This is a genomic window from Sphingopyxis sp. A083 (assembly GCF_001468495.1).
Classification (GTDB): domain Bacteria; phylum Pseudomonadota; class Alphaproteobacteria; order Sphingomonadales; family Sphingomonadaceae; genus Sphingopyxis; species Sphingopyxis terrae.
This window is the reverse complement of record NZ_LNSK01000012.1, coordinates 67,843-82,295: the sequence shown is the minus strand read 5'-3', so window position 1 is coordinate 82,295 and position 14,453 is coordinate 67,843. Positions and strand designations below refer to the sequence as shown.

The window sequence follows — 14,453 nt, the reverse complement described above, 5'->3', positions numbered from 1 at the left end:
GACCGCCGGGTCCTCGCCATAGCCGCTGCAATATTCCTTCCACGCGCGCGCGACCCGCTTGGGCGTGTCGAGCAGTCCCTCGCGCGCCGGATCGTCGCCCGCCCATTCGATCAGCGTCCGCACCGCCGCGGCGACATGATCGGGGACCACGACCTTGCCGTCGGGTCCGATTTCGGTCGTGCTGCTCGTCATATCCCCGCTTTCACTGTTGCTTTCTTGCCGCACATTTCGGGACGGTTGCGCCGATAAGCAAGAGTGTGCACGCAAGTTTTTGTTCGGCCGCCGATGCTTTACGTTGCGGAATCCAGCCCTTTTCCGATTGTGCAGAGCCGCAATTTCCTTTCGAATTTTCCCGCCAACAAGCCACTTGACGCTTTGGTAAAGTCAGCGCAGTTTTCAAACATTACAGAGTTCGCTCAAGCGGACCGTAATCCGGAGAGGCCGGCGTTTTCCCCGACGCCGGTGGGAGAGGACGATGACCAGCACCGCTGGCAGGTGGGATACTCACTGGCGCTTGGCCCCCGCGGCCCGGCGCCTTCTGGCGTGCCCGGTCGAATCCCCTCCCCTGACCACAAATTGAATTTGGGCGAACCCGTGGATTGCGGGGTCGAAAAAGGGAGGAATAGATGAAGTTCAAGGCACTGATTGGAACGTCCGTCCTGGCCATGGCGGTGGCAACGCCCGCCCATGCGCAGAGCGGCGGCTCCAGCTCCGACCCCTATGGCGAAATCGTCGTCACCGCGCAGCGCCAGTCCGAACGTCTGCAGGACGTTCCAATCGCCGTCAGCGCCTTTTCGTCCGAAGCGCTTGAAGCGCAGCAGATCAAGACGCCGTCGGACCTTCAGCTCACGCTGCCGAACGTTACCTTCACCAAGACGAACTTCACCAGCGCCAGCTTTACGATTCGCGGCATCGGCGACCTTTGCGTCGGCACGACCTGCGACAGCGCGACCGCGATCCACCTCAACGGCGACCCCCTCTTTTCGACCCGCCTTTTTGAAACGGAATTTTTCGACCTCGAACGCATCGAAGTGCTGCGCGGCCCGCAGGGAACGCTGTTCGGCCGCAACGCGACATCGGGCGTGGTCAACGTCATTACCGCCAAGCCCAAGCTCGACACGTTCGAAGCCTCGGCCGAAGGCGAATATGGCAATTATAATTCGATCAAGGGCAAAGGGATGGTCAACATCCCGCTCGGCGATACCGCCGCGATCCGCGTCGCGGGCATCTATCTGAATCGCGACGGTTATACGAAGAACCTCTATCTCGGCAATCGCATCGACGACCGCGACCTCTACTCGGTCCGCGGCTCGCTGCGCTGGGAACCGACGCCCGACACCACCATCGACCTGATGGCGTCCTATTTCCATGAAAAGGACAATCGCGCGCGTATCCAGAAGCAGCTCTGCCAACGCGATCCGACCGGCATCCTCGGCTGCCTCAACAACCGCCTCGACAATTCGCCTTTCAACGGCAACGCGACCTTCACCGCCGCATTGACGTCGAAGGAATTCCTGGCGACCCAAGGCATCCCGACCGCTTTCGCGCTCGGCAGCCTCTATGGGCCGGATGTCTATGCGAACACGACTATCCCGTCAGACCCGCGGACGGTGAATACGGCGTTCACGCCGCAATATTTCACCAGCGAACTGACGCTGCAGGGCGAAATCCAGCATAATTTCGGCCCCGTATCGCTGCAGATTTCGGGCCAGTACCAGAGGGTCAAGCTGGACTCGATGCAGGACTACAACAGCAATATCGGCAGCCGTGCGCTCTATGCCGGCGGCCTGAATACGCTGGCCTTTTTTGCGGCGAACGGCATTCCGACGGGCCTGCCCGCGCCCGCGCCTGCCTTCGTTCCAGGATCGGCGGCTTATTTCGCGCCGATTGCGGCGGCCATCATTCCGAACGGACCAAACGGCCAGCTCTGCACCTCGATGGCCGACGATACGGGCTTCGGCTCTTATGGCGGCAATAAATTCTGCAACGACCAGTCGCTGCAGTTCGACCGCTCGAACCAGTATAATACCAGCTGGTCGGTCGAAAGCATTCTGTCGAGCGACCTCGACGGGCCGTTCAACTTCCTTCTCGGCGGCATTTTCGCCAAATATCACCTGACCGAGAACAGCTATTATGTGAACGCCTTCCCGATCGACTATCTGTCGGGCGTGTTGGGTGCGTTCAATTCCTACGCGAACGGACTGCCGCCGTCGTTCCTCGCGACGCCCTTCTACCGCAACAATACCGACGATCTGAAGATCAAGTCCTACGGTATCTTCGGCGAAACCTATTTCGAGTTCAACGACCGGGTGAAGCTGACTCTCGGCCTGCGGTACAACCACGACGAAAAGGACGTGATCGCCCGCACCTCGCTGGCCAGCTTCCTGACGCCGTTCGGACAGACCGGAACGGCATTCGATTCGCCGTTCGTCGTCACCTATGACGCCGATCCGGGCACGGCCGGGAACCAGCTGTTCCAGACTCGTTCGGTCAGCTTCAACAAGCTAACCGGCCGCGCGGTTCTCGATTTCAAGATCACGCCGGACAATCTGGTCTATGCGAGCTATTCGCGCGGTTACAAGTCGGGCGGCATCAACCCGCCGCTTTCGCCGATCTTCTCGGTGCCGGAATCGTTCAAGCCCGAACAGGTCGATGCGTTCGAAATCGGTTCGAAGAACACCTTCGCCAATGGCGCGCTTCAGCTCAACGTGACCGGCTTCTACTACAAATATAAGGATCTGCAGCTCAGCCGCATCGTTGCCCGCACCTCGGTCAACGACAGCGTCGATGCAAATATCTACGGCATAGAAGTTGAAGGCATCGTTCGTCCCGATCCGGATTGGATGATCAACCTGGGCTTCAGCTATCTGAAGACCAAGGTGGCCGGCGACTCCTTCTTCAGCAACCCGCGCGACTTCGGCGGCGGGCGGTCGGACGCGGTGATCATCAAGGACATCACCAATGCGGCCAACTGCGCCGTCGCGCCGGGAACCGCCGGCAATGCGGCGGGCAGCAATGCCTTTGTGAACTTCGTTAACAATGCGATCAATGGCGGGCTTGATCTTGACCCGACCAAGCCGGGCCTCGAAATCAAGCCCGGTGCCGGACTGCAAGGGACCACCTCGTTCCCTGCCGATGGCGGCATCGCATCGACCGGCGCGTTCAGCATCTGCGGCGTGTTGCAAGCCTATGCGGCGGCCGCGGGAACCAACTTCGATCCCGCTGGCATCCAGGTCTATTCGGCGGGCATCCCCGTCAACATCAAGGGCAACGCCCTGCCGCAAGCGCCGAACGTCAAGTTCAGCGTCGGCGCGCAGCACACGGTGCATCTGGGTGGCGACATGACGCTCGTCCCGCGTTTCGACCTGTCCTACACGGGCGACAGCTACGGCAATATCTTCAACGGCAATGTCAACAAGATCAAAGGCTATGCCCAGGTGAATGCCCAGCTTCAGCTCAACGGTGCCGACGACAAATGGTTCATCAAGGGCTTCATCCAGAACCTGTTCAATGCGAACAGCGTGACCGGCCTTTATGTGACCGACCAGTCGTCGGGTAACTACACCAATATCTTCACCCTCGAGCCGCGCCGCTACGGCATTGCGGCCGGCGTGAAATTCTAAACCCGGCGGGCGGCAACGCCCGAAAAAAGACCCCGGCCTCTCGCATGAGAGGCCGGGGTTTTCTTTTGCCCGAATGGCCGATCCGGCGGCGCTTGGCGCCGCCGGGGCCGATCAGAATTTGAAGCGGCCGGTGACGCCATAGGTGCGCGGCTGGCTGGGATAGCCCGACACGCTGCCCGCCTGCGCGACGGCGTTGAAGATCGTCGTCAGATATTGCGCATTGGTGAGGTTGCGGCCCCACACGCCCAGTTCGAAGCCGTTGGTCAGCGCGACGGTGAACGACGCGTTGAGCTGGTTGACCTCACGCTTCAGATTCTGCGCGACGCTGGCGGGGAAGCCCGACAGGCCGTCGACGATCTGCGTCGGGCTTTCATACTGATAGTCGACGTGCGCGATCGCCTTCGTGCCGCCCGCGAATTCATAGGTATAGGTACCGCCCATCGAAACCGACAGATCGGGGATGCCCGCGGGCTTCTTGCCCGACAGGTCGCCGAACGCCGAGGCGACGAAGCTGTCGTACTTCGGATCGAGCCAGGTCACCGCCAGCGACAGGTTCAGCCCCTGCACCGGACGGACCGAACCGTCGAATTCGAGACCCCAGGTCGACTGCTTGCCCGCGTTGGCGAGCGCGAAGCCGGTGCCCGTGAAGACGTTCGACTGGAAGCCCTTGATCGATTGCTTGAACACCGCAAGGTTCAAGGCCGCGACCGACCACTGCGCCTTCAGCCCGGCTTCGTACACCGTCGATTCCTCGGGCGCCGCAAAGCGGGTGCCCGACACCAGGTTCGCGGTGCCGAGACCGCCTGCGATGATCGCCGGCAGGTCGCTGGCGAGCGGACGGCTGTCGCGCGACAGGTTGACCGAGCTTGCCTTGAAGCCCGTCGCATAGGTCGCATAGACGTTGACCGTGTCGGTCAGCTTATAGGCCAGACGCGCGCTGTAGCTGAAGTCGCCGTCGTTGGTCTTGCCGGGCTCGACGCTGTTCGGAACGTTCAGGAAGGGCGGCAGGAACTGGAACGCCTTCAGCGGGTTCAGCGGGTTCGCCGCCGGGTTGTTCTGGTTCGCGGTCGCGAAGGCCTGGAACTGCTGGAAGGTCGCCGCAGTTGCGGGGTTGGTCGCAAATGCGAGGACCGCCGCCGGATCGTTCGGATTGACGCCCGCCTGTTGCAGCGCGCCGCCGAGGATCAGCTGGTTGCGGAACGGCGCATAGGCCGGCGCATCGAGGTTGATGCCCGAAAAGACGTCAGTGCTCGTCACGTCGGTCGTGAAGCGCTTCTTGTCCTTGGTGTAGTTGCCACCGAGGGTCAGCGTCAGGCGATCGGTCACGTCGAAATCCACCGTGCCGAAGATCGACCAAGCCGTGTTTTTCATGCCGTAATATTCGTCCATGCCGTCACCGGCGCGGAAGAAGGTGCCCACATATTTGGCCGGGTCGCCTTCGAGCGTGCCAAGCGTACCTTCAAGCACCGGAACGCTCAGCGCCCCGCCGCTTGCCGCCTGGATCAGCGCGTTGCCATAGGCGCGGAAATCGTCGCCGAAATAGATCTGGCTGTGCTGCTTGATCTTCTCGTTGAAATAATAGCCGCCGATCAGGAAGTTGATCGGACCGTCGAAATCCGAGGCCAGACGCAGTTCCTGCGTGAAGGTGTTGATCGCGGTATCGTCCGACTTCTGACCGATCAGGTCGGCGCTGGTGAAGTCCGAATCCTGGTTGGTGTTGGAGCGAACCTCGCGATAGGCGCTGATCGAGGTCAGCGACATGTTGCCGAGATCATAGTCGATCTGGCCCGAACCACCGTAATTCTTGATCAGGTTCGACGACAGGAAGTTGTTGTAGACGCGATACGAGAAGGGATTGTTCGCATCGACGCTGGGGCCGCCCGCGAGGGCATTGGTGATCGCGACCGTCGGGCCGGCGATGACGTTGCCGGCGATGCAGCAATTCTCGTCGATCTTGTCATAATCGCCGATCAGGCGGATCGTCAGCGCCTCGGTCGGTTCGAACAGCAGCTGGCCGCGCACGCCCCAGCGGTTGCGATCGTTGACGTCGGTGTCGAGGTTGACGTCACGGGCATAGCCGTCGCGGCGGTTGTAGTTGCCCCCGAGCGAGAAGGCGATCTTGTCGCTGATCGGGCCGGTGATGTCGCCCTTGATGACGAAGGCGTCGTAATTGCCGTAGCTCGCCTCGACCGAACCGCCGAATTCATACTGCGGCTTCTGCGTGACGATGCTGATTACGCCCGCCGACGCATTCTTGCCGAACAAAGTCGACTGCGGACCGCGCAGCACTTCAATGCGCTCGACATTCGGAAGGTCGCCGATCTGGGCGGCCGAACGCGAACGATAGACGCCATCGATGAAGACGCCGACCGAGGGCTCGATGCCCGGATTGTTCGCGCCGTTGCCGAAGCCGCGGATGATGAAGTTGGTGTTCGCGCTCGACTGGAGCTGCGACACGCGAAGGCTGGGGACCGCCGACTGCAGGTCGATAAGGTCGCGGATCTGCGCGTTCTGGATATCGGCGGCCGAGGTCACCGAAACGGCGATCGGCGTATCCTGAAGCGTCTGCGAGCGCTTGGTCGCGGTGACGATGATGTCATTGCCATAGTCGGTGTCGCTTGCGGGCGCCTCAGCGGTGTCCTGAGCGAAAGCGATGGCGGGGGTGGTCGCGGCGCACAGCATCGTGGCGCCCAACAAAATGTTGCGCAAAGTCATGATAGTCTCTCTCTCCATACCGCCAGAGGTGACCCATCGGGCCTAAGGAGGGGATGCACTGGCGGTGACTGGTCGCTGTAATACGGCGGCGGGCCGCGTCAACGCCATCGCGGTGACAATGGCGGATTTTCCCGAAATTCGTGACCAAAAAGCAACAGTTTACGCTACGGCGACCGTTTGAACGCTCGCGAGACCGGACAAGCCGCCAGCAAAATTTTCCGGTTGCGCCATCGGCGCCGCGCTCCCGCCGAAGGTACACGCCATAACCCCTAGCTATGGATTACTCGCCGATCGGCGATATATTTCTCCATGGTCTGCGCCTAGAAACCTGTCGCAACCAAACAGGAGAGGATCATCATGTCGGGACCGCTGCTTTCCCCTGCCCGCTGCGCTGGGTCGCTCGTCTTCACATCCGGACAGCTCGCGCGCGGCGACGACGGCAAGATCGTCGCCGGAGGAATCGAAGCGCAGGCCGAGCAGGCGCTCGCCAATCTGATCGCCGTGCTCGCCGCCGAAGGCTGCACCGCCGCCGATGTCGTCAAGGTGACGGCTTGGCTGACCGACGCGCGGTTCGGCGCCGCGTTCAACGCGGCCTATCGCCGCCATTTCGGCGCGCCCTTCCCCGCGCGCTCCACGGTGGTCTCGGCACTGCTCGCCGACGGTGCCCTCATCGAGGTCGAGGCGATCGCGCAGCGCGCATGAGCGTAAAGGGCACTGGACCCCAGCTTTTGCGGGAGTACAGTCGCGGCATGCGCTTTCGCCAGATCGAAGTCTTTCACGCCGTCTATACGCACGGGTCGATCAGCGCCGCCGCGCGCGCGCTTGGCGTGTCGCAGCCTTCGGTATCGAAGACGCTGCGTCACGCCGAGGACGGCCTGGGCTTTGCGCTGTTCCAGCTCGCCCGCGGCCGCCTCGTCCCGACCGACGAGGCGCATGCGCTCATGCACGAGGCGGGCGATATTTTCGACCGCATCACCTCGCTCCAGCATACGGCGCGCAATCTGTCGCAAGCGGGCGGCGGGCATATCCGGCTCGGCATCGTGCCCAGCCTGGCGCTCGACGTCGTACCGCAGGCGATGGCCCAGTTCCGCCGCGAATGGCCGCGCGTGACCTTCGAGGTGCATACGCATCATCATGACGATCTGGTGCAATCGCTGATCGAGCGCGAAACCGATATCGCGATCGCCTACACGCCGCCGCGCCATCCGCGCCTGACGCGCTCGCTGCTGGCGGAAGGCGAGCTGGTCGTCTTCTTCCCCGACGGCGCCTTCGCCGATGCCGGCCCGCGCCTTGCACTCGACCAGCTGGCCGATCGCGACGTCATTGGCGTGGCGGCAACGGGGCCGATCGGCGACGTCCTCACCCGCGCGGCGCGCGATCGCGGCATTACCTATCGCGAATCAGTGTCGGTCCAGACTTTCTTCATCGCGGCGCGTCTGGCCCAGCTCGAGGGCGGCGTCACGGTGATCGACGAATTCACCGCGCGCGCCTGGCAGTCGCCCGGCTATCGCTGGCTGCCGACCGACCCGCCACTGGGGTTCACCGTGTCCTACGTCACGCTGGAGGACCGGCCGCCGTCGAAGATCGCGCGCCAGTTTCTGCGCACGCTCGAAGACACGCTCGAGGGGATCCGTGCCGACCGCCCATAGCCTTTGGCTATGGATGTCACAAATATTGCATATTTGCGCTGCGTGACCCTTCGATATTCTGCCCCGCGAGCAGGCGGCGGCATTTTCCCTTTCGCCCTGCCACAGGGGGATCGGGTTGATCGATGCGGGCCACGTTCGGACAGGACGAACCGCCGCAGACAAGGCGGCCGCAGGAGCTGATCGTGATCGGCGCCGGCGTCGTCGGCATGGCGACCGCGCTGACCCTTTCCGACCGCGGGCACCGGGTCACGCTCGTCGACGCGGCCGAGGGCCCGGGCCTCGGCACCTCCTTCGCCAATGGCGCGCAGTTGAGCTACGCCTATACCGACGCATTCGCGAGCCCGTCGACCGTCGCGCAATTGCCACGGCTGCTGATGGGACTCGATCCGGCCTTTCGCCTCTCACCGTCGCTCGATCCCGATTTCCTGCGCTGGGGTATCGCCTTTCTGCGCAACGCCTCGGCGGGGCGGTTCCGCCGCAACACGCTGGCCGGCATGATGCTCGCCATCGAATCGCGCGCGGCGCTCGATCAGCTGACGCAGCGGCACGGCATCGAATTCGCGCGCAGCGCCCCCGGCAAGCTCATCCTCTATCGCAGCGCCAAAAGCTTTGCGGCGGCCGAGCGTGTCGCCGCGATGAAGGCCGAACATGGCGCGAAGCAGAGCCTGATCGACGCCGGCCAAGCGGTGGCGATCGAACCGGCCCTCGGCGCGATTCGTCCGGCCATCGCCGGCGCGGTGTTCGATCGCGGCGAGGAAGTGGGCGACCCCTATCGCTTCTGCAATGGCGCACGGGCGGCCTTGGCGGCGCATGGACAAAGCGCGAGCTGGTTCCGCACCGACATTGCCGCGATCGAGCCCGACGCGCGGCGCCCCGCGATCGTCGCGCGGGACGGTCGGCGGTTCGCCGCCGACCGGATCCTATTATGTTCGGGCACGGGATCGCTCGCGCTGGCGCGGAGTTTCGGCGTCCGCCTGCCGATCGTGCCGATGAAGGGCTATTCGATCACCGCCGCGCCGGGCGAAGCGGCGCCGACGGTCAGCATCACCGATGCTGCGAACCGGGTCGTTTTCGCCCGGCTGGGCAATCGCATGCGGATTGCCGGCCTCGCCGACCTGGCGCAGCGCGACGCCGCGGTCGATCCGCGGCGGCTCGCCACATTGATCGCCAGCGCCCGCGCCGCGCTGCCAGAAGCGGCGACCTATGACGCGATCGAATCGAGCTGGGCGGGGCTGCGGCCGATGACCCCCGATTCGCTGCCGATCACGCGGCCGATCGCGCCGGGGGTGATCGCAAACACGGGACATGGGGCCTTGGGCTGGACCTATGCCGCCGGGTCGGCCGCGCGCGTCGCCGCGCTTATCGATCGAGAGGATTAATACAAAAATACAATCGCTTATCTGCCAAATCTCAGGGAAGGGCCAATAGCATGAACAGGGGTCAAAAATTCATCAGCCTGATGGGCGGCATTTCGCTGCTCGCCAGTGCAACCGCCGCCATGGCGCAGGACCGCGCCGAACCCGAGCCGCAAATCGCCGAAGATATCGAACAGGATTCGGGCGAAGCGATCGTCGTCACCGGAACGCGTATCGGTTGAAGCGGTCGAATTCGCCAGCAGCGGCGGCAAGACGATGATCAAGGGCTATATCTTCAAGGCGGACAATGCCCCCGCGCAGTCGCCTGCCGTCGTGATGATGCACGGACGCGCCGGTGCGCGTCTTCATCGGCACCGCCGACGAGGAGGTGTCGCCCGCTTCCTGCGAAAAGCTCGTCGCGCGCAGCCGCGACAAGGGCGGCGACATCACGCTGACCAGTTTCAAGGGCGCGACGCACGGCTATGACACCCCCACCGAATCGCGTCAGTCGGTTGCCGCCAATGCCGCAGCCAAGGCGGCGACGGAAAGCGACGTCCTCGCCTTTCTGGCGAAAAATTTGAAGGATGAGTGATATGGCTCAGCTTACGCCCTTTCATTTTGCCTTTCCCGTCGACGATCTCGACGCGGCGCGGCATTTCTATGGCACCGTCCTCGGTTGCCCCGAGGGGCGCAGCGACAGCGACTGGATCGACTTCAATCTCTATGGGCACCAGATCGTCGCGCACCGCGTCGCGCGGCGCGATGCGGTGGCTGGCCATAATCCGGTCGACGGCCACGACGTGCCGGTTCCGCATTTCGGCGTCGTCCTGCCGCCCGACGAATGGCGCGCGCTTGCGGCGCGGCTCCAGGATCAGGGCGTCCGCTTCGTCATCGAGCCGCACACGCGCTTTCCCGGCCAGCCGGGCGAACAGTCGACGATGTTCTTCCACGATCCGGCGGGCAACGCCCTCGAATTTAAGGCCTTCGCCGATCTCGACCAACTCTTCGCAAGATAGGGATTCGTGATGGCGCAACCGATGCGTTTCTGGGGACATTTGGGCGCCGCCGCCGCGCTCGCGCTGCGTCCCGACGCGGGGGCATTATCGGTCACCGTCGCGACGACGACCTTCTTCCGCAACGGGAATGCGCGCCGCTACACGCTGGTCGGCCGCGCGCGCAGCGATAGCGCCGCGACGCTAGCGGCGTTCGTCCAGTTGCAACCGAAGGGCAGCGGCATGACCAAGGCGATCGAAAGCGCACCGCGGCAGCCGATCGGCACGGCCGCGCTGACCGGCGGCGCATGGACCGATTTCCGCTTCGACGTCGACCTTGCGCCCGGTGACGAGGAACTGCCCCTGCGTCCGCTGCTGCAAGTCGATGGAAAGCCGGTGCGGATCGACGATATCGCCTTCGTCGCATGGGACGAACCGGCGAACGGCGAACCACCGGCGCCCGGCCGCTCCTACAGCCGCTAGATCAGCGCTTCGAGGAGGCCGATAAGCGGCTTGTCGGCGGGCGGCATATCGAGCGCGTAAAGCTCGACCGGCCGCACCCAGCGCAGCGCGGTCGCATGCTGCGCCATCGGGGTGCCGCGCCATTTGCGGCAGACATAGAGCAGCAGCAGCAGATGCCGATCGCCGAGCATGTCGCTCGCAAAGCAGGCGGGCGCGAGGCAGCTATGATCCACGTCGATCGCCAGTTCCTCCGCCAGCTCGCGAACGAGCGCCTGCTCGGGCGTTTCGCCGACCTCGCGCTTGCCGCCGGGAAACTCCCACAGCCCCGCCATCGACGTGCCTTCGGGGCGCTGCTGAACCAGCAAGCGTCCGTCGCGATCCACCAGCGCCGCGGCGACCACGACAAGGCTGTCGGACGCGGCATTTCCGCCATGCGATGCGGCCAAATTGTTAACCTTCCTGTGACACTTTCCCGATCCTCGGGAACTATAACTTCAGTCAGGGGCGGAACAATGAACAAGTTTCATGGGCTGCTGCGGTCGACCAGGGCCGCCACAGCCGTAGAATATGGCCTCATCCTTGCGCTGATCTTTCTGGCCGCGATCGTCACCATCACCGCCGTCGGAAAATCGACCAGCGCGATGTGGACTAACGTGTCGGAAAAATCCGTCGCAGCGATGGATGGAACCTGATGTGCTGAAACGGGACTCCCGAAACAGCATTTCGGCGCATCGGCATTAAGAAATTCAAAACCAATTGATCCTAATCTTGCTCCGTTGACCACGACCAGACCGTCAACAGGGTAAGTGACTTGTCAGGAGACCAGACATGAAATTCTTCAAGAAGCTCGTTCGCAACAACAAGGCTGCGACCGCCATCGAATACGGCCTCATCGCCGCTCTCATCGCCGTTGCGGGCATCACCGTGATGGGCAACGTCGGCACCAGCGTCAAGGGCACCTTCCAGAAGGTTGACGACGGCCTGAAGAACGCCGGTTCGTAAATCGAGCCGACATCCACCGCTTCGGCGATGGACATCAAACAGGAAAGGGCGGTGGCCAAGCCACCGCCCTTTTTTGCGTCGGATCGTCAGCGATTGGCGTAGACGACCAGCTTTATCTTTTGCCCCGGAGCGAGCCGGCTCGTGGCCGACAGGCGGTTGAGCACCTGGAACCGCTCTGATTGATAATTGCTGTAGGCCATGCGCTTCGCCAGCGCCGCGACGCTGTCACCGCTCTTCACCGTCACCACATCGACGCGTCGCGGCCGGATCGCGGCGGCCTCGCTTGCAGTCAGCCGCCGGACGCTTCCGAACATCGGGTTGAAGACGCCCGATCCGCCGGCCTTGGCCAAGGTCACGAAGTGAAAGGCGCTGTTGGGCGCAAATTCATAGGCAAAGACGGTCACATCGACCTGTCCCGACTGGCTATTGGCGCGCGCCGACGAAAAATAGGCGGGGATGCCGTTCACCGTCGTGCGCTGAACGGTGCCGGGCGTGATTTTGGCATCGCCTGCAACCGCCTTGAACACATTGGCAATATAGGCGGTCATGTCACCGCTATACGCCGCGGTCGAAAATTGTGCCTGCCCGCCATTGCCGCTGATCGACACCGCGCTGGTGCCGTTCTGCATTGCAAAGCCGTTCGGCACGGTGAAGCGCAGACGCAGATCGGGATGCAGAAAGTCCCTGCCCTCGACTACGCCCTGCGCCGGGTCGTCGCCATAGAGCACGCCGTCAACCGACGCGAGGAAAGCGTCGGCGTTGCGCACGCCGCCGGTGCCGACCCGCGACGCGAGCGTCTGCGCATTGCGCACGCGCGACGCCGGATCGGGATGGGTGCTTGCCCATTCGGGCAACGACCGCGCGTCGCCGCCCGCCAGTCGCGCCTCTAGGTTGGTCTGATTCGCAAGGCTCGCCAACATCGTCGACAGCGCCATCGGATCATAGCCCGCGCGCTTCAGATATTGGACGCCGAGTTGATCGGCCTCGAGTTCCTGCGAGCGCGAAAAGCCAAGTGTCGCAAATTGCGCCCACTGCATCGCATTATTCTGCAACAGGCCGCCGAGCCCGCCGAGCAGCCCGCCATTGTCACCGATCGCGCCGCCGAGCACCGACGCGAGGACGCCGAGGATGGTGTTGCGCGTCGCCGCCGACTGGCGCTTCTTGCTATGCTGCGCAGCGACATGGCCGACTTCGTGGCCGAGCACACCGGCGAGTTCGGCCTCGTCGTTCATCAGCGCCATCAACTGGCGCGTGACGTAAACATAGCCGCCGGGGATCGCGAAGGCGTTGTTCACCGGCGAATTGAGCAGCGTCACGGTGAAGTCGCTCGGGCTGCGCGACAGGCCCGACTGCACGGCGATATTCTGGCCGATGCGGTTCACATAGGCGGCCTGCGGCCCGGCATAGGCACCGCCGAATTCGGCGAGCAGTTGCGGATGCGCCTCGTCGCCCTGTTTGCGCTCGGCGGGCGAGATGCTGGTCGCGGTGCGGATCGCCTTGAGCTGCGCTTCCGCCACTCCGCCACCGACCAGCGCCGTTGCCGCAAGCAGCATCGCCAGCCGCGCCGTGATCCGTTTCGTCATTGAATTGCCTCCCTTTGGTCCGTTCCCGCCGGCATATCCCGTCGCGGGATCAAGGCAAGCAATCATGGGATCGCCCGCCGGTCGGAGTCGAACGCGAAGCAGCCGCGGGCGGTTCCGTTCAGGCGCGCCCCATCGCAAGGAATTTGTCTTCGCGGTCGGTGCGCAGCCGCTCACGCGACTGGCCCTGCAAGCCATCGAGTTCCTGCGCGAGCGCATCGCCGAGCGACTGGATCGCAACTTCGGGCGCCCGGTGCGCGCCGCCGACGGGCTCGGTCACGATACGATCGATGACCTTCAGCCCCAGCAGATCCTGCGCCGACATCTTCATCGCGGCTGCCGCGTCGGGCGCCTTGTCGGCGGTGCGCCACAGGATCGACGCACAACCCTCGGGCGAGATCACCGAATAGACGGCATGTTCGAACATCAACACGCGGTTAGCCGCGGCAAGCGCGATGGCGCCGCCCGAGCCGCCCTCGCCGACGATCGCCGCGACCATCGGCACGCCGAGCGCAAGACATTGTTCGGTCGACCGCGCGATCGCTTCTGCCTGGCCGCGTTCCTCGGCCTGGATGCCCGGAAAGGCCCCCGACGTGTCGACCAGCGTCACCACCGGCAGTCCGAAGCGATCGGCAAGCTGCATCAGGCGGATCGCCTTGCGATAGCCCTCGGGCTTCGCCATGCCGAAATTATGCTTCATGCGCGACGGAATATCGTCGCCCTTTTCGTGGCCGATCACCATCACGCGCCGACCGCGAAAGCGCGCCAAACCACCCAGAATCGCCTGATCGTCGCCGAAGTTGCGATCGCCCGCGAGCGGCATCCAGTCGTCGAACAGGCCCGCGACATAATGTTTGAAATGCGGTCGGTCGGGGTGGCGCGCAACCTGCGTCTTTTGCCAGGGCGTCAGCTTGGCATAGATGTCGCGCAGCATCTTCGAGGACTTGTCCTCAAGCCGGGCGATGTCGCCATCGATATTGAGCGACGGATCGTCCCCCATTTCGCGCAATTCGGCAATCTGGCGATCGAGCGCGGCGACCTGTTTTTCGAAATCGAGAAAGGCTGTCATAGGGGA

General features: G+C 63.6%; 15 protein-coding genes. 10 read left to right on the top strand and 5 right to left on the bottom strand.

Annotated elements, in window-relative coordinates:
• Positions 1-192: GTP cyclohydrolase I (locus tag ATE59_RS15675; RefSeq protein WP_197409190.1), on the bottom strand; the 192-nt coding region annotated here is incomplete at its 3' end.
• Positions 193-626: 434 nt separating this feature from the next.
• Between ATE59_RS15675 and ATE59_RS15670 the strand changes: the two genes are divergently transcribed.
• Positions 627-3,623 carry a TonB-dependent receptor gene (locus tag ATE59_RS15670; RefSeq protein WP_156416818.1) on the top strand — a complete coding sequence of 999 codons (2,997 nt, stop codon included), beginning with the start codon at positions 627-629 and terminating at the stop codon, positions 3,621-3,623.
• A 111-nt stretch (positions 3,624-3,734) separates the two neighbouring features.
• On the opposite strand, the gene ATE59_RS15665 is transcribed toward ATE59_RS15670, so the two are convergent.
• Entirely contained in the window at positions 3,735-6,338 is a 2,604-nt protein-coding gene (locus ATE59_RS15665) for a TonB-dependent receptor (protein ID WP_058813232.1), read from the bottom strand.
• Between the two features lie 357 nt (positions 6,339-6,695).
• Here ATE59_RS15665 and ATE59_RS15660 point away from each other — a divergent pair, with 357 nt between their 5' ends.
• From ATE59_RS15660 to ATE59_RS15635, 7 genes are all read left to right on the top strand, one after another.
• The gene (locus tag ATE59_RS15660; RefSeq protein ID WP_058813231.1) at positions 6,696-7,040 is read left to right on the top strand and encodes a RidA family protein; all 345 of its coding nucleotides are present in this window, start codon (positions 6,696-6,698) and stop codon (positions 7,038-7,040) included.
• Between the two features lie 47 nt (positions 7,041-7,087).
• On the top strand, positions 7,088-7,987 hold the full coding sequence (locus tag ATE59_RS15655) for a LysR family transcriptional regulator (RefSeq protein WP_058813230.1): 900 nt from the start codon (positions 7,088-7,090) through the stop codon (positions 7,985-7,987).
• Between the two features lie 122 nt (positions 7,988-8,109).
• Positions 8,110-9,366 (top strand): FAD-dependent oxidoreductase, encoded by a 1,257-nt coding sequence (locus ATE59_RS15650; protein ID WP_058813229.1) that lies wholly within the window; start codon positions 8,110-8,112, stop codon positions 9,364-9,366.
• A 50-nt stretch (positions 9,367-9,416) separates the two neighbouring features.
• Positions 9,417-9,584 (top strand): hypothetical protein, encoded by a 168-nt coding sequence (locus ATE59_RS17910; RefSeq protein ID WP_156416817.1) that lies wholly within the window; start codon positions 9,417-9,419, stop codon positions 9,582-9,584.
• Between the two features lie 113 nt (positions 9,585-9,697).
• Complete coding sequence (locus tag ATE59_RS15645) at positions 9,698-9,934, top strand: dienelactone hydrolase family protein (protein WP_058813228.1); 237 nt, start codon at positions 9,698-9,700, stop codon at positions 9,932-9,934.
• Between the two features lies 1 nt (position 9,935).
• Positions 9,936-10,358: a VOC family protein gene (locus ATE59_RS15640; RefSeq protein WP_058813227.1), complete on the top strand. Its 423-nt coding sequence runs from the start codon at positions 9,936-9,938 to the stop codon at positions 10,356-10,358.
• Between the two features lie 9 nt (positions 10,359-10,367).
• Positions 10,368-10,817 (top strand): hypothetical protein, encoded by a 450-nt coding sequence (locus ATE59_RS15635; protein WP_058813226.1) that lies wholly within the window; start codon positions 10,368-10,370, stop codon positions 10,815-10,817.
• On the opposite strand, the gene ATE59_RS15630 is transcribed toward ATE59_RS15635, so the two are convergent.
• On the bottom strand, positions 10,814-11,242 hold the full coding sequence (locus ATE59_RS15630) for a (deoxy)nucleoside triphosphate pyrophosphohydrolase (RefSeq protein ID WP_058813225.1): 429 nt from the start codon (positions 11,240-11,242) through the stop codon (positions 10,814-10,816). The two genes, ATE59_RS15635 and ATE59_RS15630, sit on opposite strands and share 4 nt — an antisense overlap.
• Positions 11,243-11,308: 66 nt before the next feature.
• Here ATE59_RS15630 and ATE59_RS15625 point away from each other — a divergent pair, with 66 nt between their 5' ends.
• Both ATE59_RS15625 and ATE59_RS15620 read left to right on the top strand, forming a co-directional pair.
• Positions 11,309-11,488, top strand: coding sequence for a Flp family type IVb pilin (locus ATE59_RS15625; protein WP_058813224.1), 180 nt, complete (start codon positions 11,309-11,311; stop codon positions 11,486-11,488).
• 136 nt (positions 11,489-11,624) lie between these two features.
• Positions 11,625-11,798 (top strand): Flp family type IVb pilin, encoded by a 174-nt coding sequence (locus tag ATE59_RS15620; RefSeq protein ID WP_058813223.1) that lies wholly within the window; start codon positions 11,625-11,627, stop codon positions 11,796-11,798.
• Positions 11,799-11,884: 86 nt separating this feature from the next.
• On the opposite strand, the gene ATE59_RS15615 is transcribed toward ATE59_RS15620, so the two are convergent.
• Positions 11,885-13,381, bottom strand: a complete 1,497-nt coding sequence (locus ATE59_RS15615) for a M48 family metalloprotease (RefSeq protein ID WP_058813222.1) — start codon at positions 13,379-13,381, stop codon at positions 11,885-11,887.
• Positions 13,382-13,499: 118 nt separating this feature from the next.
• A complete protein-coding gene (locus tag ATE59_RS15610) occupies positions 13,500-14,447 on the bottom strand; it encodes an acetyl-CoA carboxylase carboxyltransferase subunit alpha (RefSeq protein WP_058813221.1) in 948 nt (315 codons plus the stop codon).
• Positions 14,448-14,453: the final 6 nt, after the last annotated feature.